Source organism: Sporomusa termitida, from assembly GCF_007641255.1.
In the GTDB taxonomy this organism is placed as follows: Bacteria; Bacillota; Negativicutes; order Sporomusales; family Sporomusaceae; genus Sporomusa; species Sporomusa termitida.
In genome coordinates this window covers 2,205,304-2,228,798 of the sequence record NZ_CP036259.1, presented here as the reverse complement: position 1 = coordinate 2,228,798, position 23,495 = coordinate 2,205,304, and the positions used below count along the sequence as shown (strand labels likewise).

20 protein-coding genes are annotated in these 23,495 nt (G+C 50.0%); all 20 read left to right on the top strand.

What is annotated here, in order from left to right; all coding sequences use genetic code 11:
- The first annotated feature begins 21 nt into the window (after positions 1 to 21).
- The 20 genes from SPTER_RS10260 to thrB all read left to right on the top strand — a co-directional run bounded on the left by SPTER_RS10260 (position 22) and on the right by thrB (position 23,381).
- The gene (locus tag SPTER_RS10260; RefSeq protein WP_144350329.1) at positions 22 to 579 is read left to right on the top strand and encodes a DUF5359 family protein; all 558 of its coding nucleotides are present in this window, start codon (positions 22 to 24) and stop codon (positions 577 to 579) included.
- 126 nt (positions 580 to 705) lie between these two features.
- Entirely contained in the window at positions 706 to 1,716 is a 1,011-nt protein-coding gene (gene aroF / locus SPTER_RS10255) for a 3-deoxy-7-phosphoheptulonate synthase (RefSeq protein ID WP_144350328.1), read from the top strand.
- 29 nt (positions 1,717 to 1,745) lie between these two features.
- Positions 1,746 to 3,044, top strand: a complete 1,299-nt coding sequence (gene aroA, locus SPTER_RS10250) for a 3-phosphoshikimate 1-carboxyvinyltransferase (protein WP_144350327.1) — start codon at positions 1,746 to 1,748, stop codon at positions 3,042 to 3,044.
- A gap of 12 nt (positions 3,045 to 3,056) precedes the next feature.
- Positions 3,057 to 3,731, top strand: a complete 675-nt coding sequence (cmk, locus tag SPTER_RS10245) for a (d)CMP kinase (protein WP_144350326.1) — start codon at positions 3,057 to 3,059, stop codon at positions 3,729 to 3,731.
- Positions 3,724 to 4,329: a lysophospholipid acyltransferase family protein gene (locus SPTER_RS10240; protein ID WP_144350325.1), complete on the top strand. Its 606-nt coding sequence runs from the start codon at positions 3,724 to 3,726 to the stop codon at positions 4,327 to 4,329. Before cmk ends, SPTER_RS10240 begins: the two co-directional genes overlap by 8 nt.
- Before the next feature lie 14 nt (positions 4,330 to 4,343).
- Positions 4,344 to 6,068: a sensor histidine kinase gene (locus tag SPTER_RS10235; RefSeq protein ID WP_246105559.1), complete on the top strand. Its 1,725-nt coding sequence runs from the start codon at positions 4,344 to 4,346 to the stop codon at positions 6,066 to 6,068.
- On the top strand, positions 6,061 to 6,828 hold the full coding sequence (locus tag SPTER_RS10230; protein WP_170233232.1) for a LytR/AlgR family response regulator transcription factor: 768 nt from the start codon (positions 6,061 to 6,063) through the stop codon (positions 6,826 to 6,828). The genes SPTER_RS10235 and SPTER_RS10230 overlap by 8 nt, the downstream gene beginning before the upstream one ends.
- 192 nt (positions 6,829 to 7,020) lie before the next feature.
- On the top strand, positions 7,021 to 8,877 hold the full coding sequence (locus SPTER_RS10225) for a carbon starvation CstA family protein (protein ID WP_144350323.1): 1,857 nt from the start codon (positions 7,021 to 7,023) through the stop codon (positions 8,875 to 8,877).
- 149 nt (positions 8,878 to 9,026) lie between these two features.
- Positions 9,027 to 10,988: a bifunctional 4-hydroxy-3-methylbut-2-enyl diphosphate reductase/30S ribosomal protein S1 gene (locus tag SPTER_RS10220; RefSeq protein WP_144350322.1), complete on the top strand. Its 1,962-nt coding sequence runs from the start codon at positions 9,027 to 9,029 to the stop codon at positions 10,986 to 10,988.
- 8 nt (positions 10,989 to 10,996) lie between these two features.
- Entirely contained in the window at positions 10,997 to 12,061 is a 1,065-nt protein-coding gene (gene fni, locus SPTER_RS10215; RefSeq protein ID WP_246105558.1) for a type 2 isopentenyl-diphosphate Delta-isomerase, read from the top strand.
- Positions 12,062 to 12,323: 262 nt separating this feature from the next.
- Positions 12,324 to 13,091 carry a DUF1614 domain-containing protein gene (locus SPTER_RS10210; protein WP_246105557.1) on the top strand — a complete coding sequence of 256 codons (768 nt, stop codon included), beginning with the start codon at positions 12,324 to 12,326 and terminating at the stop codon, positions 13,089 to 13,091.
- Entirely contained in the window at positions 13,081 to 14,283 is a 1,203-nt protein-coding gene (spoIIP, locus tag SPTER_RS10205; protein WP_246105556.1) for a stage II sporulation protein P, read from the top strand. The genes SPTER_RS10210 and spoIIP overlap by 11 nt, the downstream gene beginning before the upstream one ends.
- 114 nt (positions 14,284 to 14,397) lie before the next feature.
- The gene (locus SPTER_RS10200) at positions 14,398 to 15,705 is read left to right on the top strand and encodes a DUF512 domain-containing protein (RefSeq protein WP_144350320.1); all 1,308 of its coding nucleotides are present in this window, start codon (positions 14,398 to 14,400) and stop codon (positions 15,703 to 15,705) included.
- Between the two features lie 105 nt (positions 15,706 to 15,810).
- A complete protein-coding gene (gene der, locus SPTER_RS10195) occupies positions 15,811 to 17,136 on the top strand; it encodes a ribosome biogenesis GTPase Der (RefSeq protein WP_144350319.1) in 1,326 nt (441 codons plus the stop codon).
- A 21-nt stretch (positions 17,137 to 17,157) separates the two neighbouring features.
- Positions 17,158 to 17,778: a glycerol-3-phosphate 1-O-acyltransferase PlsY gene (gene plsY / locus SPTER_RS10190; protein ID WP_144350318.1), complete on the top strand. Its 621-nt coding sequence runs from the start codon at positions 17,158 to 17,160 to the stop codon at positions 17,776 to 17,778.
- An 8-nt stretch (positions 17,779 to 17,786) separates the two neighbouring features.
- Entirely contained in the window at positions 17,787 to 18,815 is a 1,029-nt protein-coding gene (locus SPTER_RS10185) for an NAD(P)H-dependent glycerol-3-phosphate dehydrogenase (RefSeq protein ID WP_144350317.1), read from the top strand.
- A 255-nt stretch (positions 18,816 to 19,070) separates the two neighbouring features.
- A complete protein-coding gene (gene spoIVA / locus SPTER_RS10180) occupies positions 19,071 to 20,549 on the top strand; it encodes a stage IV sporulation protein A (protein WP_144350316.1) in 1,479 nt (492 codons plus the stop codon).
- Positions 20,550 to 20,702: 153 nt separating this feature from the next.
- Entirely contained in the window at positions 20,703 to 21,152 is a 450-nt protein-coding gene (locus tag SPTER_RS10175) for an ACT domain-containing protein (protein ID WP_144350315.1), read from the top strand.
- 10 nt (positions 21,153 to 21,162) lie between these two features.
- Positions 21,163 to 22,455 (top strand): homoserine dehydrogenase, encoded by a 1,293-nt coding sequence (locus tag SPTER_RS10170; protein WP_144350314.1) that lies wholly within the window; start codon positions 21,163 to 21,165, stop codon positions 22,453 to 22,455.
- Positions 22,456 to 22,475: 20 nt separating this feature from the next.
- Positions 22,476 to 23,381: a homoserine kinase gene (gene thrB / locus SPTER_RS10165; protein ID WP_144350313.1), complete on the top strand. Its 906-nt coding sequence runs from the start codon at positions 22,476 to 22,478 to the stop codon at positions 23,379 to 23,381.
- Positions 23,382 to 23,495: the final 114 nt, after the last annotated feature.

Below are 23,495 nucleotides of genomic sequence, written 5' to 3'. Positions count from 1 at the left end.
CTCCGCCAAGGGGGGTGTGGTATGGAAAACCGGAATCATAAGTTCCGCCGCCAGCAGTTTCTTACTGTTGATCGCTGGTTAATACGGCTGGCAACAATTGCCGTTGTTTTGCTGTTAACTGTGCAGACGCTCCTTTTAAGCAGTGATGCGCGTAAATATCTTTCCCTGGTGGATAAGCTGGAAGGGGATCAAATAACATCGCCGGCGATCATGTATGCCGCCGATATTCCCTGGCCTAACCCGGCTAAAGAAATGAATGTCGTGAACAAGGTCGTCACCCGGTCCATCCGCACCCTGCGGCCCAGTCAGAATATAACGATTCGCATGATTAACCCACCGGCCAGTGATGATGTAATTGTTACGGTAAATGGAGAAACAGGCGGCCGGTTTGGCAAAGGGAATGTCGAACTGACCGTCTATGACGGCGACTATATTGAGATAGATGCTGCGAAAATAAAAACGCCTGTACAGTTTATCATTAATACCCATCCTGGTAATATCGTAAATCCGGTCGACGGCATTATGCTGGAAAGCAAAAATAATATAATTGTGGTGGGCAAGGTTGTTTTCAAGCATTAACTGCCGGCAGGGCTGAAATTTGAAATATTAACAGAAATTCGGCATTAAAACACTAACTTTAGAGGGAAAAATTCTTTGGGCAGGGAATATAAATAATACATTTTTGGATATTCGTGGAGGCCTGCAATGATTATAATGATGAACGCGCCCACTAGAGATCAAATTAACCGGGTACTGGACAAACTCCGCCAACTTGGTCTGGACGGTCATTCGATAACCAGTTCGGATAAAACAATGATTACGGCCAGCGGAGACTTATCAGCCTGCCAGCCAGAGCTATATGAAAGAATGCCCGGGGTAGACCGGGTTGTTATTGTTGAAACACCCTATAAGCTGGCCAGCCGGGAGTTTCAGAAAAAAAACACGACTGTCACCGTCGGCAAGGCCTGCTTTGGGGGGAGTAGGATTCCCATTATTGCCGGGCCTTGTGCCATTGAAAGTTATAACCAGCTTTATCAGACAGGAGTCAGTGTAAAAGCAGCCGGGGCAGCGATGCTGAGGGGCGGAGCCTACAAACCACGCTCATCACCCTACACCTTTCAGGGACTGGAGATGGAAGGTCTGGAAATTATTAAAACCGTTGGCCGTGAGCTCGGACTGCCAATAGTTTCGGAGGTAACCGACCCGCGCAAAGTGGGTTTGATCGCCGAATATGTTGATATGCTGCAGGTAGGCACCCGCAATATGCAAAATTTCGTGCTATTGCAGGAAGTAGCCCTGACTAAAAAACCGGTATTGCTTAAGCGCGGTCTGGCGGCGACGATTGAAGAATGGCTCATGGCCGCTGAATATATCATGGCCGGCGGCAATAATCAAGTGGTATTGTGTGAGCGGGGCATTCGCACCTATGAGACTTATACCCGCAATACCCTGGACCTGACCGCGATCCCGGTTGTCAAACACCTGAGCCATTTACCGGTGATTGCCGATCCCAGCCATGGTACAGGCAACTGGCGCTGGGTAAGCCCCATGGCCAAAGCCTCAGTGGCCGCCGGTGCGGATGGTCTGGAAATTGAAGTGCATCCCTGCCCGGAAGAAGCTTTGTCTGATGGACCGCAATCATTGACGCCAGGCAACTTTTCCCAGCTTATGAGTGAGCTGAAGCCGTTAGCCACCGCGCTTGGCCGTTCATTATAAACTAAAAAAACAGGGAAAGAGGGATAATTATGGGAGAAGTCATTAAGGTAGCCCCGGCGGCGGGATTAAAGGGCACCATTAATATTCCCGGTGACAAGTCGATATCACACCGCAGTGTAATGCTGGCCGGGCTTGCTGATTCGCCGGTAACAGTGACCAACTTTCTGCAGGCTGCCGACTGCCGGTCAACGATTGCGTGTATGCAGGCGCTGGGGGTTACGGTGGAGCAGGATGAAGAGGGGCAGCTAACCGTTACCGGGAATGGCTTCTATGGCTTAAGTGAACCGGCAACGGTACTTGATGCCGGCAACTCCGGCACTACCATCAGGCTGCTGACCGGCCTGCTCGGAGCTCAGTCTTTTTTCACTGTTTTAACAGGGGACTACTCTCTGCGGAACCGCCCTATGGCCCGGGTGATAACGCCGCTGGCGAAAATGGGCTTGCAGATACTGGGGCGTGAACAGTCCCGCTATGCACCGCTGGCCATTATGCCGGCGACAGAGATTACAGGCATTGAATATGACATGCCTGTTGCCAGTGCCCAGGTAAAATCAGCTATTCTGCTGGCGGCATTATATGCCGTCAGTCCTACAGTAATCATCGAACCCATGCCGTCGCGCGACCATACGGAGCGAATGTTTGAAACCTTTGGGATCCCGGTCCTGCGTACCGGCAATACCATTACCCTGAACCCGGTACAAAAACTCACGGCCCCGGCCTTAATCAATATACCCGGTGACATCAGCTCGGCTGCTTTTTGGCTGGTGGCCGCTTCTGTCATTCCCAACAGCCGGCTTACGCTGGTTAATGTCGGTGTTAACCCGACCCGTACCGGTATTCTTGATGTTTTGCAAGCAATGGGGGCAGATATTGCGGTTGTGAATGAGCGGTGGAGCGGGCGTGAGCCGGTAGCCGATATTATTGTGAAATCGGCGCAGTTAAAGGGCACTACAATTGGGCCCGAAATTATTCCCCGGCTGATTGATGAGATCCCGGTACTGGCTGTAGCCGCCTTATTTGCGGAAGGCCAAACAGTCGTGCAGGGGGCAGAAGAACTTAGGGTTAAGGAAACTGACCGGCTTAAGGCAGTTTCGCTGGAATTAAGCAAACTAGGTGCAAAAATTACGGAAACCCCTGACGGGCTGATTGTTGACGGCCCGCAGCAACTGGACTTTGCCACTTGCTATTCCCATCATGATCACCGGATGGCCATGGCCCTGGCCGTGGCCGGTCTGGCGGCGCAGGGGGCTGAGATTGCAGCAGCAGATTGTGTTAACATTTCATATCCTGATTTTTTTGCTGTTATTACAGGGCTAAGGCAGGAATAATAGGAGGCCACTATGAAGCGCTTAATTATTGCAATTGACGGACCCGCAGGGGCAGGCAAAAGCACGGTAGCCAAGCTGGCTGCTCAGCAGCTGGGGTATACATATATTGATACCGGGGCAATGTACCGGGCTGTTGCCTGGCAGGTCTTACAGGCCGGCCTTGAACCTGATAATAAAACAGTGGCCGCTCTGGCTGCCAGCCTTGATTTGAAACTGACATATGTAAATGGTAAAACAGCAGTAGCCGTTAATGGCCGGGACATTACCGAGGCCATCCGTACCCCGGAGGTTAACCGCCTGGTTTCCAGGGTCGCACAAGTCCAGGCACTTAGGGAAATCATGCTCACACTGCAGCGCGGTCTGGCGGCTGAAGGCGGGGTTGTTATGGATGGCCGGGATATTGGCACACATGTTTTGCCGAACGCCGACATAAAAATATTTTTAACAGCGTCGATTTCCGAACGGGCCCAACGGCGTTGGCAGGAACTAACGGCCAAAGGCTATACCCTGGCGTTAGCTGAACTGGAAAACGAAATCAAAACCCGGGATAAGGCCGATTGCGAGCGCGAGTTTGCCCCCCTGGCTGCGGCCGCCGATGCGGTTTTCATCGATACTACCGAGTTATCTATTCAGGCTACTGTGGAAAAAATACTGGAGCTTTGCAAGGAGAGACAGGAATGTGTATAAATTGTTGTGCTTGCTATTAGGTGCCATTTTCTCGATTTTTTTTCGCTGGCGAGTGATTGGTGCCGAAAATATTCCGGCCACAGGCGGTGTCATTATTGCGGCCAACCATATAAGCCTCTGGGATCCACCGGTTCTTGGCACCGCCCTCCCCCGGCGGATTCATTTTATGGCGAAGGAAGAGCTTTTTACCAACCCTGTTTTGGGCTGGCTAATTTCCCGCCTGGGCGCTTTTCCGGTCAAGCGCGGTATCGCCGACAGGACGGCAATTCGCACCGCCTTATCCCTGCTGGAAAACGGCTCGGTCCTGGGCTTGTTTCCTGAGGGTACACGCAGCAAAACCGGGGTTTTGGGCGCTCCGGAACCAGGCCTGGCCATGTTGGCCGTAAAAGCCGGCGTACCGGTTGTACCGGCCGCAATCATCGGTACTAACAAAGTCCTGCGGGACGGCCATTTATTCCCTCAATTCAGGGTGATATTCGGTGAACCACTTTACCTGTCCAGGGCTACTGCCGGTAAAGTTAGTCTGGAAGTTTTGAGCGGTAAGGTAATGGGTGAGATTGACCGCTTGCTGAAGAACGAAAGCGGTATTGTAAAATAAGCGGGTGGATTGGTATGGATAACAGCACACTGGAGCTACTGGCTGACAATTTATCGGTTATATTGGTACAGCGTATTGCCATCATTGCCGTTTTTGCGTATGTACTATCACATACGCAGGCATTTCGCCTGATTTTTAAGGAAAACACGACCTACCGGGAGAAGCTGACCCTGATCTTTGTTTTTTCCTTAGTTTCCATTGCCGGTACGTATTTTGGCATACCGATAAAAGGCGCCCTGGCCAATGTCCGGGATACCGGTACAATTGTGGCCGGTCTCTTAGCCGGTCCGCTGGTAGGTACTGTTACCGGACTGATCAGCGGCCTGCACCGCATTTATCTGGGGGGATTTACTGCTGCTGAGTGTGGTATCACAACCATGCTCGGCGGTATGCTGGCCGGGTATATCCATATAAAAACAAAACCTAAAAACCCGGAATGGATCACCGGGATTATCACCGGTGTCGGGGTTATCCTGCTCAGTATGGGACTTATTCTGTTGTTTGCCAAACCATATGCTGCCGCTCAGTCACTGGTTGCCAGCATTATTGTGCCAATGTCGCTGGCTAATGCCATCGGTATTGCGGTTTTTATGATGATTATGCATAATGCCAGAGAGCATCAGACTAAGATTGCCGCCTTGCAAACACATAAGGCCTTAAATATTGCCAATGCGACTTTACCCTATTTCCGTCAAGGTCTGAATCCGGCATCGGCCGAGAAGGTGGCCATGAATATACTGACGATGACTTCAGCCGCTGCCGTTGCCATTACGGATCTGAAGCAGGTTTTAAACCACTCTGGCCTGGGGAGTGATCACCACGCTAAAGGCAAGCAGGTGTTTACTAAACTCACCAAAGCCTGCTTACAGCGGGGCCAGGTCACGGTGGCCCAAACCCAGGCCGAAATTGGCTGTAATGTTCCGGCCTGCCCGCTTAAATCGGCTATAGTGGTACCACTATACTGCCGTGACGATCTGGTCGGCACGCTAAAGATTTATTATGCCCGGGAAGAAGCACTAACAGCGCTGGATATCGAGTTTGCCCAGGGGTTAGGCCAGGTATTCAGTACTCAGCTTGAGCTGGCAGCTTTGCAGCATAAGGCTGAATTAACGGCGAAAGCAGAGCTTAAAGCCCTCAGGGCCCAGATTAATCCGCATTTCTTATTTAATGCCTTAAACACGATTGTTTCTTTCTGCCGGACCAACCCGGAAAACGCCCGTAATCTGCTGATTGAACTGAGTGAGTTTTTCCGCCGCAGCCTAAAGTCTGCCCGCGATTTTGTTACCCTCAGAGAAGAGCTGGAGCATGTTGAATCCTATCTGGCCCTGGAGCAGGCGCGCTTTGGCCATAGGTTGATTATTAAGCAGCGTATTGCCCCAGATACCTTGACCCTATTAATCCCCGCCTTTATCCTGCAGCCGCTGGTTGAAAATGCGGTTAAGCACGGGCTGTTAGCCAAAGCTAACGGGGGCACGGTAGAACTTTCCGCCCATAAAAACGGGCCGCAGCTTGTCATTTCCATAAGCGACACCGGGCTTGGCATACCGCCGGCCGTTAAAGAGCAAATACTGGAATATGGCTACGGCAAAGGGGCCGGGGTTGGTCTGACTAATGTCAGTGAGCGGCTGAAGGCTATTTACGGGTCTAAGCATTCCCTGATTATTCATAGTGTGGAGGGCCAGGGGACAACAGTAGTACTTCACATTCCCGTTGATGCGGAGGTTATGGTTAATGGTTGACCAGGTACGTTCAATACAGGTAATGGTGGTTGATGATGAAGAACCGGCCCGCAGCGAGTTGCGCTATTTATTGGAACAATTCGAGGATATTGAAATTATCGGCGAGTTTGACAATGGTGAGGACGCCAGCCGGGCTGCAGCGGTGCTTGCGCCCCAGGTAATTTTTATAGACATTGACATGCCGGGCTTAAATGGTATGCAAACCGCTGAACAGGTTACTCATGGCCCGGCCGTGCCGCTGCTGGTTTTTGCCACCGCGCATGAAGAATTTGCCGTCAGAGCGTTTGAGCTTAATGCCGTAGATTACTTATTAAAACCGTTTTCCGCCAAAAGGATAGCCAAATGTATCGAAAAAGTCCGCAGCCTTCTGACTGCAACAAGGACAGCCACGCTAAAAAAACGCGAAGCCGGGGGTATACAGCTTCACAGCCTGCAAAAACTTGCCATTGAGCACAATGGCAAAGCCTATGTAATAGATACCAGGGATATCATTGCTGTATATTGTACAGAAGGCCAGCTATCCATACAATTGGCAGATAAATGCTACTATTCGAATATGTCGCTGCAGGATCTCCAGTCCCGGCTGGATGACCGGTTATTCTTTCGCACTCATCGCTCTTATCTTGTTAATATTGAAAAGATCAGGGAAATGATTCCCTGGTTTAATGGCACATACAATCTGATTTTAGAGGGCTTTGGCCGGGATGTGCCTGTCAGCCGTCAACAGGTTCCCAAACTAAAAAAATTATTTGGCTTATAAATTTTTGTAACAATATACAACTGCTGTGCTATTGACCAGGGTGCCAATGTATTTCATCCTGGTTTTTTGTCATTTCACAGGCTACATATTGCTCAGGTTTTCCGGTATATTGTATTATTTAAATAGACAGAGTAGTTTGCAAAAAGGAGGTTAGCTGTTAAGGTAATTAAATTTTGAAAGGGGGATCATTCCATGAATTCAGTGAGTCTGTTGGTAATTTCTGTTTGTGTTTACATTTTAGCCTACCGCTATTATTCGGCTTTCATTGCCGCCAAGGTCCTGGCCTTAAATGACGACAATATAACGCCGGCCTACCGTTGTAATGATGGCCGCGAGTTTGTACCCACCAATAAATGGGTATTGTTCGGTCATCATTTTGCGGCCATTGCCGGTGCCGGCCCGCTTGTGGGTCCGGTGCTCGCCGCCCAGTATGGCTGGGGTCCCGGCTTTATGTGGATTCTATTGGGTTCAGTTTTTGCCGGTGCAGTGCATGATTTTATTATTCTGTTTGCCTCTGTCCGTCACAATGGCCAGTCATTGGCTGTGATTGCCCGGCGGGAGGTCGGTCCCATAACGGGGATAACCACCTCGCTGTCGGTTTTCTTCATTATCATTGTTGCCCTTGCCGGTCTTGCCATCGTTGTTGTCAATGCTTTGTTTAAAAATCCCTGGGGTGTGTACACACTCTTTATGACAATCCCCATTGCGATTATTGTTGGTTTATATATGTTCAAAATTGTTCCCGGCTCAATCCGTGCCGGCTCGATTGGCGGTTTTATCCTGGTAATGGCGGCAGTCATTACCGGACACTGGCTAAGCCCGGGACAACCGTGGGCCGGTTTGGCCGGTATCTTTGACCTGACCAAACAGCAATTGTCAGTTGCCCTGCCTGTTTATGGCTTCTTTGCCGCAGTTTTGCCGGTATGGCTGCTGTTAGCCCCGCGTGATTATCTCAGTTCCTATATGAAAATAGGCACAGTGCTGGCTCTGGCCCTGGGCATCCTTATCGTCCAGCCCAGTATCAACATGCCGATGACCACCCAGTTTATGGACGGCGGCGGACCGATTATTCCCGGACCGTGGTGGCCGTACGTTTTTATTACGATTGCCTGTGGCGCGATCTCCGGTTTCCACTCACTCATCAGTTCCGGTACAACACCTAAGATGATCGAGCTTGAATCGCAAGCCCGCATCATTGCTTATGGCGGCATGCTCACCGAAGGGTTTGTGGCCGTAATGGCTCTGATTTCGGCGGTAGTGCTCATGCCCGGTGACTATTTCGCCATCAACAGCCCGGCGGCGGTATTTGCCAAACTGGGAATACCGACTGTGGAAATAAACGAATTATCACGCCTGGTACAGATGGATGTTGCCCATCGCCCCGGCGGGGCCGTCTCGCTGGCAGTCGGCATGGCTCATATCTTTTCCAGTATTGGCGGCATGCAACATCTGATGAGCTATTGGTACCAATTTGCCATTATGTTTGAGGCGTTATTCATCCTGACCACAATTGACGCCGGGACCCGCGTCGCCCGTTATATCCTGCAGGATATTCTGGGAACCTACATGTATAGCCCTCTTAAACAAACAAACTGGTGGCCCGGTATTCTCTTTACCAGTTTCCTGGTCACTTATTGCTGGGGTTACCTGCTGTATAGCGGGGACGTTGCCAGCATTTGGCCGCTGTTTGGTGTGGCTAACCAGCTCTTAGCCGTTATCGCTTTAGCGATCGGCACGACCATTATCTTAAAGATTGCTCCGAAAAAATCCTATGCCTGGGTAACCTTTGCCCCGCTTTGCTTTTTGGCAGTCACGGTAATTACTGCCGGCATCATGAATGTACAAATGTTCTTTAAGCGGGGCGATACCCTTGGCAATACCAACGGCACTATCAGTATCGTTTTGATCATTCTGGTAATAATTACCTTATTGGATTCCATCCGGCTTTGGCTTACTTTGCTGAAAACGGATAAGCCGGTCGGCATGAACACCGAAATATCAATCCTATCCTGTCCTGTTGATACCACCAAGCCTAATATCCCCAGCTAAATTGCTCTACTGCGTTAATAAGGCACCGGAAAAAACCGCCGCTATGGCAGCTTTCGCTAAATAGCGGCGGTTTGTATTTGAAACACAGCCGCAAAGGGTTTATAATAAATAAGGCGAGCATACCAAAGACTACCAAGCAGGAGGCACCTATGAAAATCTATCTAGCCGAAAACCGGGGGTTTTGCTATGGTGTAAAACGCGCTATTGACCTCGCTGTGCATGCCGCTGACACTAACTGCCCGGTATATACACTGGGGCCAATCATCCATAATCCGCAGATGGTTGATCAATTGCAAGAAATGGGAATCGGGGTCGCCGCCAGGCTCGAAGACATAGCTACAGGTAAAGTCATTATCCGCTCTCATGGTGTTGGTCCTGAGATATACTGCCAAGCCGAGGCCAAGCAGCTGACTGTAGTTGATGCCACCTGCCCGCATGTAAAAAAAGCGCAGCAGGCCGCCCAGGCATTGTTAAAGGCCGGCTGCCGGGTAGTTATTGTCGGCGAACGGCACCATCCTGAAGTGCAAAGTATCCTGGGCTGGGCCAATAATGAGGCCGATGTTGTTGAAACCCCGCTGGAAGCACAAGCACTGCCCTATCACTCCCGGCTGGGGGTAGTGGCTCAGACTACGTTCGCCGCTGCAGAATTTGATGCTATTGTTGCCATTTTGCAGGGAAAGTGTGATGAATGTAAAGTTGAGCGCACCATCTGCACGGCAACCGATCTTCGGCAGCAGGCAGCGGTTAACCTGGCCCGAAATGTTGATAGTATGATTATCGTTGGGGGCAGAAGCAGTGCCAATACTGCCCGTCTGGCCAGTGTCTGCCGGACAGCCGGTACACCGGCTTATCATATTGAATCAGCCAGTGAGCTTAAAGCGGAGTGGTTTGCCGGCCTGCAAACTGTGGGCATAACCGCCGGTGCATCGACCCCTGATTGGGTTATTGAGGAGGTATATAAAAAAATGGAAGCAATGAATATGACTGATGTTGTTAAACTGGAAACCGGCACAATCGTAACAGGAACTATTGTTGGTGTCCGCCATGATGAGGTGTTTGTTGATATCGGTTATAAGGCCGAGGGGGTTATTCCGCTGGCCGAGCTGGCTTATCCAGCCCCGCAGACAGCCATAGACGCTGTAAGCGTGGGTCAAGTCATTGAGGTACTGGTGGTGGATAACGACAGTGCTGATGGTCAGGTTAAACTGTCCAAGGTACAGGCTGACAGGCTGACGGCCTGGGCTAAGCTGGGTCAGGCCTTGGCGGCCGGCCAGCCCGTTGAGTCCACAATTACCGGGACCGTAAAAGGCGGTGTGACTGCTGCCGTATTCGGGGTAAGAGGTTTTATTCCCGCCTCGCAGCTTGATCTCAAATTTGTGGAAAACTTAGAGCCCTTTGTGGGGCAGACGCTCCAGGCTATCCCGATTGAAGTGGATCAGGATAAGCATAAGGCGGTTCTTTCCCGCCGGCAGTTATTAGCCCAGGAAAAACAAGCGCGGGAAAAAGAACTGTTGGCCAAATTGAATGTTGGTCAGACAATTACCGGGAAAGTCAGCCGGCTTGCCAATTTTGGGGCGTTTGTCGATATCGGTGGCATTGACGGATTGATCCATATTTCCGACTTATCCTGGCAACGCATCAAGACACCACAGGAAATTGTCAATGTCGGTGATGAGGTTACGGTTGTGATCCTCAAAATTGACGCTGAGGCAAAAAAACTGTCGCTTAGTTTAAAGGATATAGAACGTGATCCCTGGTATTCCACAGTCGATACCCTGACTATCGGCAGCATCGTCAGTGGCACGGTTACCAAACTGGCCAAATTTGGGGCCTTTGTTAAAATCAAGAACGGTATTGAGGGTTTGGTACATATCTCGGAAATGGCGGAACGCCGGGTGGCAAATCCGGAAGAGGTGGTAAGCACCGGCGAGCAGGTAGCGGTCAAGATACTCAGCATTGATAAGGACAATAAACGGATCGGCCTTAGCATGCTACAGGCCGAACAGGATAAAGAACGGGCTGAATTCAGCGACTACCTCTCAACCCGGGCGCCGGCATCAGGGGTTACGCTGGGGGATAAGTTTGGTCATCTATTCAAACGGGAGGACTAGTAAGTGGCATGATACGGCAGTCACGCAAACTGGAACATTTAAAGTATTCCCTGCTGATGGATGATGGACCGGCGGCGGCCGGCTTTACGGATTTCCACTTACTCCACAATTGTTTGCCTGACCTGGCCTGGCAGGATATTGACGTTTGCACGCAGCTGGCCGGTATAAACCTGCCCCAGCCGGTTATCATCAATGCCATTACCGGTGGTGCTGCCGATGTTGCCGATGTTAACCGCCAGCTGGCCGAATTTTCCCGGCAGACTGGCGCTGCGCTGGCCGTAGGCTCACAATACGCCGCCATTGAAAACCCGGCGGCAGCCGAATCGTATAAAATTGTCCGCCGGGTTAATCCGGACGGTGTAATTCTGGCCAATTTAGGAGCCTATGCCGCCCCTGATGCCGCCTGTTATGCGGTTGATATGATTGGCGCCCAGGCAATTCAGATTCATCTTAATGCCGGTCAGGAAATTATCATGAATGAAGGCGACCGTGACTTCCGCAGCTATTTGTCACATATCGAAGCAATCGTAAAAAAAGTCAACGTGCCGGTGATCGTCAAAGAGGTAGGCTGCGGTATCGGCCGCGAGCAAGCCAAGGCGCTTGTTGATATTGGCGTAAAGGCCATTGACGTTGGTGGTACAGGCGGTACTAATTTTCTGGCCATTGAAGCAGCCCGGGGGCAGTTAAAGCTGGACGCGGAGATGCTGTCCTGGGGAATTCCCACTGCCATTGCGGCCGTGGAAGCGGTGTCTGTAACCGCGTCCGCCGTTGATGTTGTGGTTTCCGGCGGGGTGAGGACACCGCTGGATGTTGTCAAAGCATTGTCCATCGGGGGGGCGGCGGCCGCCATTGCCGGCCCGGTCTTAAAGACGCTTAAAAATAACGGCATTGACGGAGCGATCGACTGGTATCAGAACTTTATCACCGATATAAAGCGCTACATGCTGCTGACAGGAGCCCATACTATCCGGGATTTACGGTCGGTTCCCCTCGTTGTCACCGGCTTTAGCCGGGAATGGCTGGCAGCCAGGGGTATTAATACGATGGATTTTGCCACACGTAAAAAAATATGACAAAGAGCATGGCCAGTGGCCATGCTCTTTGTATTAATACGGTGTTATCAGCACACACTAGTACCGTGACAACCTTAAAACTGCAGGCTAATGGCGCGGAGATTGTTCGTAAGACATGGCCGAGGAAGGAGGCATACCGGACGTATGCCGATTGATGACAACGCCGGATTGCGGAAAATATCCCGGCAGTATCCACAGGCTTAGGGGTGCCACGGTACCAGGATTAATGCGTCAACATTACAAGGCTATGAGGTGAAACAACATGATGAATATGCCCCTTGGCATGATTTTACTTTTAGTGGTCAGCGTGCTGGTGTACTTTGGCTTAGCCCATCGGATTTTAGACCGCATGCGGATGACTGATAAACAGGCGCTACTATTTATTGCCGCTATTGTTGTCGGCAGTTTTATCGACATTCCCATTATGAGTGCGCCTATGCAGATTACACTTAATGTTGGTGGCGCGGTATTGCCTATTTTGCTCTGCCTGTACCTGATCTACAAAGCGGATGAAACTGCGGAAAGGGTCCGGGCCATTGTTGCCGCCATTCTCGTGGCCGGCGTAGTATCGCTAGGCTCACGTTATTTGCCTTATGAACCGGAAAATATGTACCTTGACCCCAAACTGATCTACGGATTTGCTGCCGGTCTGATTGCCTATCTTGCCGGCCGTTCCCGCCGGAGCGCGTTTATTGGCGGGGTACTGGGCATTGTCCTCAGTGATATTGTCCATATCATTACGCTCTCCGGGCTGGGAATTCCGGGAACTACTGCAATTGGCGGGGCCGGCGCTTTTGATGTCACCATTATTGCCGGTATAGTGGCGGTAATGATCGCCGAACTTGTTGGCGAAACCAGAGAAAAGCTGCAGGGCGGTCCGGTATTGGGTCCTAACCGGCCTGAGGGATTATATGAGTTTAGTAAAGAACTGCAGCCAAAAGAAAGCCAAAAAAACGAGCCGCCGAATTCCCAGCCGGCAGGAGCTGGTGAAAACACCTCTGACGCCGGAGGTGAAAGCAGTGAAAAGTAAGATACTTATACTGCTGGTAATATTGCTGATTACCGCAAGTACCATCTGCTATGCCGACGAAAGCAGCAGCGGCCAATATACAACAGTTGTTGACGAAAGTGGAACCCCGGTATATATGACCGGCTGGAAAATGCGGGCCGGCGATGAGGTGCTGACTGAGAACAACCGCCGCTATGAAGTGGTCCGGGTGGAAGGTAATACTGCTCACGCCAAATTTATCGGTGAAATCAACCTGTCTCTGTATGACCAGGAAAATACCGGCATAATCGCCCGCCTGCAAGCATTGCTCCAGCCGGCCATTGCCCGGGCTGAGGGCAATGGCAAAGTAGCTGTCTATCACACCCATTCCGATGAATCATATGTGCCTACAGATGGTAAAGAAAGTATCTTGGGCGCAGGCGGCATCTACAAAGTTGGCAATGCTTTTATGTCCTCATTAGAAAAAAAAGGCGTTACGGTCATTCATTCCGAAGCCAAGCATGACCCGCACGATGACATGGCCTATGAGCGTTCGCGCCGGACGGCCCTGAACCTGATAAAAAAAGAGCAGCCTGACGCAGTTTTCGATATTCACCGGGATGCCGTCCCCCCGCAGGTGTATAAAACCAGTCTCAATGGTGAGGATGTCAGCAAAATCCAGCTGGTTGTGGGTAAATACGGTCCGACCGGCAAACAGATTGAAGACTATGCCCTCCAGATAAAGGCGGCATCTGATAAACAGCATCCGGGCCTGGTAAAAGGAGTTTTTTTCGCCAAAGGCGGTGACTATAACCAGGATTTGCACCCTCGCTCCATGCTGCTTGAGGTAGGCGCCCACACTAATGACCGTGAGTCTGCCGAGAAAGGGATTGCCTTGTTTGCCGATGTTGTCCCGGCTATTTTAGGCAAATCCAGCGCCCCTACAGGCCCTAATGCCGCTGGCACAACCGGAGCCGCCGGCAATACCGGCCTCGGTTCGGCAGCCGGCGGGGCGTCAGGCGCAACTAAGGCTATGGGCTGGATGCTGGGATTATTAGTAGCCGGTATTGCCGCATTCTTATTCCTAAGTACCGGCAGTTTTAAAGAAGCCGGCGCCAAGCTCAAAAATTTTGCTTCCACCGAATTTACCAATTTCCTGGGTCCTAAGGCGAAAAAACGCCGTGATACCCAGCCTGATTCCAGTCAGTCTGAAAAAGAGGGCGATAACAAGTAATGCTCAGCGGCAGGCTTTTATGGCCTGCCTTTTTCTATTTATTTTACTGATAATAAAAATGCGTGCAGGGAAAATATAGCTGCTAACGGAATATTAACAGAAGGGGGGAATATTTTGACTTATAAGGGGCTTATTGCAAAGGTTAAACCAGACAGTATCGGTGCTGACATAGGCCTTGTGCCCGGCGACCGCCTGCTTGAGGTCAATGGCGAGACTGTTCAAGATATTATCGATCTCAGCTTTGCGCTGGCAGAGGAAGAGATTGAATTGCTGATTGAACACAACTCAGGTGAACAGGAACTGATTGCCCTGGAAAAGGACTATGATGAAGAGCTGGGGCTGGAATTTGAAAGCGCTGTTTTTGATAAGGTACGTCAGTGTGCCAATAGATGCATTTTTTGTTTTGTTGATCAAATGCCGGCTGGCATGCGTGATAGCTTGTATATCAAAGACGATGATTACCGTCTGTCTTTTTTGTACGGCAATTTTGTCACCCTGACCAATCTCGGACCGCGGGACCTCAGCCGGATAGCCAAACTGCATTTATCACCGCTCTACGTCTCTGTCCATACAACCAATAGCCGCCTCCGGGAGAAAATGCTGGGGGGGAAACAGGCCGGCCGGATTATGGAGCAACTGAAGGAACTTACCGATCAGGGGATCGAGCTGCATACCCAGGTTGTCTTGTGCCCGGGCTTTAATGACGGCCGGGAACTGGATAGAACGATTAAGGATTTATACGCTATGTTTCCGGCAATTCTGTCGCTGGCGATTGTACCGGTCGGACTTACCCGTTACCGTGATAACTGCCAGCCGTTAACACCATTTTCCCGGGAAGAGGCCTGTCAGGTAATTACCCTTGTTCAGCAATGGCAGCAAAAATGCCGGCAGGAAAACCAGGAATCTTTTGTATATCTGGCTGATGAATTTTATCTGGCGGCCAATCAGGAAATTCCCGGCTATGAGGATTATGACGGGTTTCCCCAGCTGGAAAACGGTGTTGGCATTGTCCGTACTTTTCTCGCCGAATGGGAGGAGCAGTCTGTCGCCGGCGCCGGTTACACCGAGCCGCAATACATTGACGTTATCTGCGGCGTGTCCGCAGAAAAAATTTTAACGCCGCTCTTAGCCCGGCTGTCGTTTCCCAATCTTACGGTGCGGGTAGTTGCGGTCGAGAACAGTTTTTTCGGCTGTGATGTAACCGTTACCGGTCTTTTGACCGGCGGTGATATTACCGACAGGCTAAAACAGCTCCCCGGACCCCGCACCGGTATTATTGTGCCAGGTGTAGCCCTCAGAAAGGGAGAGCAGGTCTTCCTTGACAATACCACACCGGCGGCAATTGCCGCTGAACTGGGTGTGCCGGTACGCACCGCCTATTTTGCCCAGGATTTAAAAGAGCTGCTGGCGGCATGGCGGTAAGCGGAGTAAGCAGAATACGCTTGGTTTAATTAAGGTAAAACTACTGCTAGCTTGGGTTTGCCTTTTTGTACTTTTAGATTTTAAGAAATAACAAGGTGGTATCCGATGAGTAAACCAATTGTTGCCATTGTTGGCCGGCCTAATGTCGGCAAATCAACTATCTTCAATTATATCGGCCGGAACAGGTTGTCCATTGTTGAAGATATCCCGGGTGTTACCCGTGACCGCATCTATATGGATGCTGAATGGCTGGGGCGTAATTTCACTATGATTGACACCGGCGGAATTGAGTTTGAATCAAATGATAAAATTCTGACGGCAATGCGTAATCAGGCCAAACTGGCAATTGATGAAGCCGATATGATCATGTTTATTGTCGATGGTAAAACCGGCCTGACGTCAGCAGACAATGAGGTGGCCGTGATCTTGCGCAATACCCGCAAACCGGTATTGCTGGTGGTAAATAAAATTGACAACATGAAAAATGAAGCCGATATCTATGAGTTCTATAATCTGGGGTTAGGTGATCCTATTGCTATTTCAGCCACCAATGCCCTTAATATCGGCGACATGCTGGACCGGGTGATAGAACACCTGCCGGCAGAACATAGTGAGCCGGCAGAAAATGATCAGATTAAAGTGGCCGTGATCGGCCGGCCGAATGTTGGCAAATCATCGCTGGTCAATTCCATTATTGGCGAGGAGCGGGTCATTGTCAGTGACATTCCCGGTACTACCCGGGATGCTATCGACACACATTTTACTAAAGACGGTCAAACCTATGTCATGATTGACACGGCGGGAATGCGCCGCAAGGCCAAGGTGGATATGCCGGTGGAACGGTATAGCGTTATCCGCTCACTCCGGGCTGTTGACCGCTGTGATGTTGTTCTCATGGTTATCAACGCTGAAGAGGGGGTTACCGAACAGGATAAAAAAATTGCCGGTTATGCCCATGAGGCCGGCAAAGCCAGCATCATTTTGGTTAATAAGTGGGATCTTATTGACAAGGATGGTAAAACCTCGCTTAGATTTACCGAAAACATACGTGAAGAATTAGGCTTTATGCAATACTCGCCGGTATTATTTGCCTCAGCCCTTACTAAACAGCGCATTAACCGGGTAACCGAGCTTGTTAAGTATGTGGCCGACCAGCACGCGATGCGAGTGGCGACAAGTGTACTTAATCAGGTTATTGAAGACGCAACCGCAATTAATCCCCCGCCTTCTGAACGGGGCCGGCGTCTCAAAATTTATTTTACCACCCAGCCTGATGTTAAGCCGCCTACCTTTATTTTCTTTGTCAATGATCCGGAGATCATGCATTTTTCCTACCTGCGTTTTTTAGAAAACAGATTAAGAGAATCATTTGGTTTCGAAGGAACTCCACTCAAACTGGTTGTTCGCGGACGTAAGGAAAAAGATGAATAACTAAACTGAGGGAGTGGGAGAATGGAGTATGCGCTGGTATTAATCACCAGCTACCTGATCGGTTCAATCCCTAATGGATTGATAATTGGCCGGAAATTTTACAAGATTGATTTAAGGCAGTTCGGCAGTAAAAACATTGGGGCAACCAATGCTTACAGGACGCTGGGGCCGGCACCGGCCTTTTGGGTGTTTGTCACAGACGCCCTTAAGGGCGTGGCCGGGGTACTGTTAGGCCACTATATCGGCGGGACGGCGCTGGCCGAACTAAGCGGCGGTATTGGTGCTATCGCCGGTCATAACTGGTCGGTATTTCTTATGTTTAAAGGCGGGCGCGGTGTGGCCACAGGGCTCGGTGTTATCGCCATGATTGCGCCTAAAGTGACGTTCATAGTTTTTGTGGTCTGGGCACTTATTGTTTATTTTACCAGGTATGTTTCCCTGGCGTCGATTATCGCTGCCCTATTAGTACCAATCACAATGTGGCTGCTCCACATCAGACATGAGTTTTTTTATTTCGGTCTCTTAGCTGCCTTGTTTGTCATTGTGAGGCACCGCCCTAACATTGAACGTCTTTTACAGGGAACAGAATCAAAAATTAAAGCCGGCGGCCAATCCGAGCCTGGTCCCAAGAAAGAGAAGTGACAGTTACTATGAAAATAGCCGTCATTGGCGCTGGCAGCTGGGGCACAGCCCTCGCCGCCGTTTTGGGGCAGAAACACCAGTCGGTATGTCTTTGGGTGCGGTCACCTGAGCGGGCTGCCCACATTGAGGCAACCCGTGAAAATACACAATACCTGCCTGGCTGCAAATTACCGCAGTCGGTTGCCGTAACAGGGAATGTAAGCCTGGCTGCAGGTGGTGCAAGGTTAATCGTACTAGCCACCCCGTCTCATGCCATTCGCGCAACGGCAGCCACGATAGCTCCCTGTGTAGGGACTGAAAGTATTATCATCAGTGCGGCCAAGGGGCTGGAATTAACCACTGTTAAACGCATGACCGAGGTTATTGCCGAGGAACTGCCGTCAATGGCCGGCCGGCTGGCAGTGCTGTCAGGTCCGAATCATGCGGAGGAAGTGGGCTTGGGTCAGCCTACGGCCACGGTCATCGCTGCTCCGTCACGGACCGTGGCCGAGTTCGCACAAGATACATTTATGCTGCCCTACTTCCGTGTTTATACCAATCCTGACAGTATCGGCGTGGAATTAGCCGGTGCCCTGAAAAACATTATTGCCCTTGGTGCCGGCATTGCCGACGGTTTAGGGTTTGGCGATAATGCCAAATCGGCCCTTATGACCCGCGGCCTGGCTGAAATCACCAGACTGGGGATGGCGATGGGGGCCAACCCGCTGACCTTTGCCGGTTTAGCCGGGATCGGTGACCTGATTGCCACTTGCACCAGTGTCCACAGCCGCAACCGGCGGGCCGGTATTATGTTAGCGGCCGGTAAAACCGCAGACCAGCTCCAGGCAGAAACCTCAATGGTGGTGGAAGGTATCCGGGCAGCTAAGGCTGCTTACCAGTTAGCCGCCCATTATGGAGTGGCTATGCCGATAACAGAACAGATTCACCAGGTTTTATATCAAAACAAATCGCCCAAAGAGGCGGTGCTTGAACTTATGACCCGCAGCCGGACGCATGAAGTCGAGGAGGTTGCACTGAATCATTTGCACTGGAACTAAGTAACCTTGTTTTCAGCATAGCTAAAACAGCAGGATTCAGCCGCAGAGTCTGCGTCAGCTGGATTAAAACCCGCCGGGAGAGGCGGAAGCCCTGATTCATCAACTAAAATAAACTTGGCATAAAAAAGTATGGTGGCTAATAAAGTAATGTATGAGTTACTTTAAGTTACCATACTTTTTTTTATTTTGTAATATTTGGAGTGGCCTGTCATATATTTATAATGACAACTACCGTAATCAGGAGGGAGACGCCAGATGGAAAAATTCGACCTGTTTAGAGATATCGCCGAACGTACTGGTGGAGATATCTATATTGGTGTAGTCGGCCCAGTCCGTACTGGTAAATCGACATTTATCAAGCGTTTTATGGAAACCATGGTATTACCGAACATAACCGACCCCTATGACAAAGAACGCGCCAAAGATGAACTGCCGCAGAGTGCCGGCGGCAAGACCATTATGACAACCGAACCTAAGTTCATCCCCAATGAAGCTGTTGAGATCAATGTGAAAGACAATGTTAATGTCCGGGTGCGGGTCGTGGACTGCGTGGGGTATACGGTTGAGGGCGCACTAGGCTATGAAGAAGAATCAGGTCCCCGCATGGTGCTCACACCCTGGTTCGAAAATGAAATTCCCTTTCAGGAAGCGGCCGAAGTCGGCACGCGCAAAGTCATTGCCGAACATTCGACAATTGGCCTGGTAATCACAACCGACGGCACAGTAACCGACCTGCCCCGGGACAAATATCTCCCGGCCGAAGAAAGGGTTATCCGCGAGCTGAAAGAGTTGGAGAAACCGTTCCTGGTAATCCTGAATACCAGCAAACCCAATTCCAAGGATACGCGGGAACTTGTGGCGAGGCTGGAAGGCGAATATGATGTGCCGGTAATTCCGGTGGACTGCGCCCAGCTTTCCCATGACGATATCTATGGTATTTTACAGGAAGTACTCTATGAATTCCCTGTTAAAGAAGTCAATATCACCCTGCCGAAGTGGGTAGAGGAACTGGACGAAACTCACTGGCTGCGACAGAAATTTGAAGGCGCCGTCAATGAGGTTGTTCAATATATCCGCCGGCTGCGGGATATCGACCGGGCGATTGATGATTTGTCAGGCTATGACTTTGTTGCTGACGTTATCCTGCATGACATGGACCTGGGCAGCGGTATTGCCGTTATTGAAATGACGGCCCGGGGTGACCTCTTCTATAGTGTCCTGGAAGAGCTGACAGGTTTTACCATTGCCGGCGAACATCACCTCCTGCGCCTGATGAAGGATTTATCGGTGGCCAAACGGCAATATGATAAAATTTCAGCGGCCCTGGAAGATGTTGAACAAACCGGTTATGGGATTGTGTCGCCCCAACTGGATGAAATGATCCTGGAAGAACCGGAGATCATCCGGACCGGCAATCGTTTTGGCGTAAAACTTAAAGCCTCGGCACCATCGCTGCATATCATCAGAACTGATGTTCAAGCCGAGATTTCACCGATTATCGGTACGGAAAAACAAAGCGAAGAGTTAATTCAATATCTGATGCGTGAATTTGAAGGCGAACCGGAAAAAATCTGGCGAACGAATCTGTTTGGTAAATCTTTAAATGAACTTGTACGTGAAGGTATTCAGAATAAACTAACAAGTATGCCTGAGAATGCACAAACCAAACTCAAAGATACGCTCCAGAAAATCGTTAACGAAGGCAGTGGCGGACTAATATGTATCATTTTCTAAGAAACAATGCATTTTGTAGTGAATTTATGGTCAGTCTGTAAAGGACTGACTAATTTTTTTGCATTTTTTGCTTGTAATCCTTGTTTGGTTGATGTTATAATGTCTACCATATACAGATATCCATCCACAACTGCAGTACCGAGGAGGGGAAGCATGGTTACAGGCCAAAAAGCAGTTTTTTATCTGGTTCGGGAAGAGATTTTACCCGAAGCTATTAAAAAAACAATTAAAGTAAAAGAATTACTAAAACGTGGTGAAGCCAGAACAATTAATGAAGCAGTAGAAAAAATGGAACTAAGCCGTAGTGCCTACTATAAATATAAGGACTATGTTTTTCCGTTTTACGAAGCCAGCAAAGAAAAAATCGTTACCCTGGCTTTATTGCTTGAGCACAAATCAGGTGTACTTTCCCGTGTTTTAAACACAATTGCCAATGAACACGGCAGTGTATTGACAATTAATCAGGGTATCCCGCTGCAGGGAGTCGCCAATGCCGCCATATCCATCGAGACAGCTGATCTGGCAATTGATTTGGAGGCTATGCTTGACAAATTACGAATGGTAGATGGGGTAAAGAGGCTGGAAGTTTTGGGGCAGGCTTAGGAGGAAAACTATGAATGCCATTCATATTGCTTTATTGGGAATGGGGACTGTCGGTACCGGTGTTGTAAAAATACTGGCGAGTAATGCCCACAATATTGAACAAAAAGTGGGCGCGCCGGTAATTGTAAAAAAAATACTTGTAAAAAACCCCGACAAAGTCAGAAATGTAAAAACAGAGGCCGAGTTAGTCACAAATTTTGATGAGATACTAAACGATCCGGAGATCATGATCGTGGCCGAGGTCATGGGGGGGGAAACACCGTCTAAAGACTATATGCTGGCAGCGCTAAAAGCTGGTAAGCATGTAGTAACGGCAAATAAGGATGTTGTCGCCAAATATGGACGGGAGTTGTTTGCAGCAGCCGAGGCCCACCATACGGATTTGCTGTTTGAAGCCAGTGTGGGCGGCGGCATTCCTATCATCCGTCCGCTTAAACAATGTCTGGCGGCAAACCAGATTACTGAGATTATGGGCATTGTTAACGGCACCACCAATTATATGCTGACGAAGATGACCAAGGAAAAAATGGATTATGCCGATGTACTGGCCGAGGCTCAGGCCAAAGGCTATGCAGAGTCTGATCCGACCGCTGATGTCGGTGGTTTTGATGCGGCCCGCAAGCTTGCCATCCTGGCATCAATCGGCTTTGGTGCCAGGGTTACACTGGAGGATGTCCATGTTGAAGGCATAACAAATATTGCGATCGAAGATATCGAATATGCCCGGGAACTTGGCTTTATTATCAAGTTACTGGCGATTGCCAAACAGGATGAGCGCGGTATTAACGTCAGGGTACATCCGGCGTTCCTGCCGATGAGCCATCCGCTGGCGGCAGTCAGCGATGTTTTCAATGCAATATTTGTTAAGGGTGACGCAGTAGGCGAGACAATGTTCTACGGCCGCGGGGCCGGTGAAATGCCGACAGCCAGCGCGGTTACTGCCGATATTATCGATGTGGCCCGCGATATCCGCCACAAGGTCAGCAGTAGAATATTATGCACCTGCTTTGAGCAAAAACCGGTTTATCCTGTCAGTAAAACCGAATCACCCTACTACATCAGGCTGCTGGTCGAAGACAAACCAGGTGTACTGGCGGCGATTGCCGGGGCTTTTGGTGCCCAGCAGGTCAGCCTGCATTCGGTTATTCAAAAACGAAAAGTAGAGCGTTCCACAGAGCTTGTCTTGATCACCTACCGGGTAACTGATGAAAACATCCGTCTGGCTATGAACACCTTACTTGGCATGTCGGTTGTAAGTAAAATAGGTAATGTAATCAGAGTCGAAGCAGCAGAGATTTCATAGGGTCAAAAGGTGGCGATACCATGGCAAATACAGTGAAAGTCCGGGTGCCGGGCACAACCGCTAACTGCGGTCCGGGATTTGACGCTGTTGGCATAGCATGTACAATATATAATGATTTGGAACTTACTCTCAACGATCAAGGTGGTATCTCGCTGGCTGTAATGGGGGAGGGAGCCGGAGCAATTCCAGCCGATGGCTCTAATGTTGCCGTAAAAGCCATTCAAATGGTACTGGCCAAAACCGGTTGCAAACTAAACGGCATCCATCTGAAAATGGTTAACAACATTCCCCTCGCCCGGGGTTTGGGCAGCAGTGCGGCAGCAATCGTCGGCGGCTTAGTGGCGGCTAACGAACTTACCGGTAACACCCTTACCAAAGAGGATATCCTGGGTATGGCTACCGCTATTGAAGGCCATCCTGACAATGTTGCGCCAGCCATTTTTGGCGGCATTACGGTCAGCATTATGGACAGCGGCAATGCTAAATATCTGCGCCTGCAGCCCGCTAAGGCATTTTCGATGGTGGCTGTAATCCCGGAATTTAATCTCTCTACCAAGGCGGCCCGCAAGGTACTGCCTGATTCGGTGCCATTTGCCGATGCAGTATTTAATGTCAGCCGCACGGCGCTCTTAATCGGCGCCCTGTGTACCGGCGAGCTGAAACTGCTGAGCCACGCCCTGGAGGACCGGCTGCATCAGCCGTACCGCGAACAACTTATTCCCGGTATGGCCCAGGTACTGGCCGCTGCCCGCCAAACGGGGGCACTAGGAGCAGCGCTGAGTGGTGCCGGACCGTGTTTACTGGCTTTTACGGCCGATGATTCCGACGAGGTAGGCAAGGCAATGGTCAAAGCATTTAATATCCATAAGGTACCGGCAAGATACCAGGTTCTAGCCATTGATGAACAAGGTGCAGTCATTATTTAATGATTTTACAATATAACCCTGTCCGTAGTTTCCATAAAATATTTAATTAAACATGTTGACAACTGCCTCCAAATTGAGTAAAATAGACTTTGTCAGTCAGGCAGCATAACATGT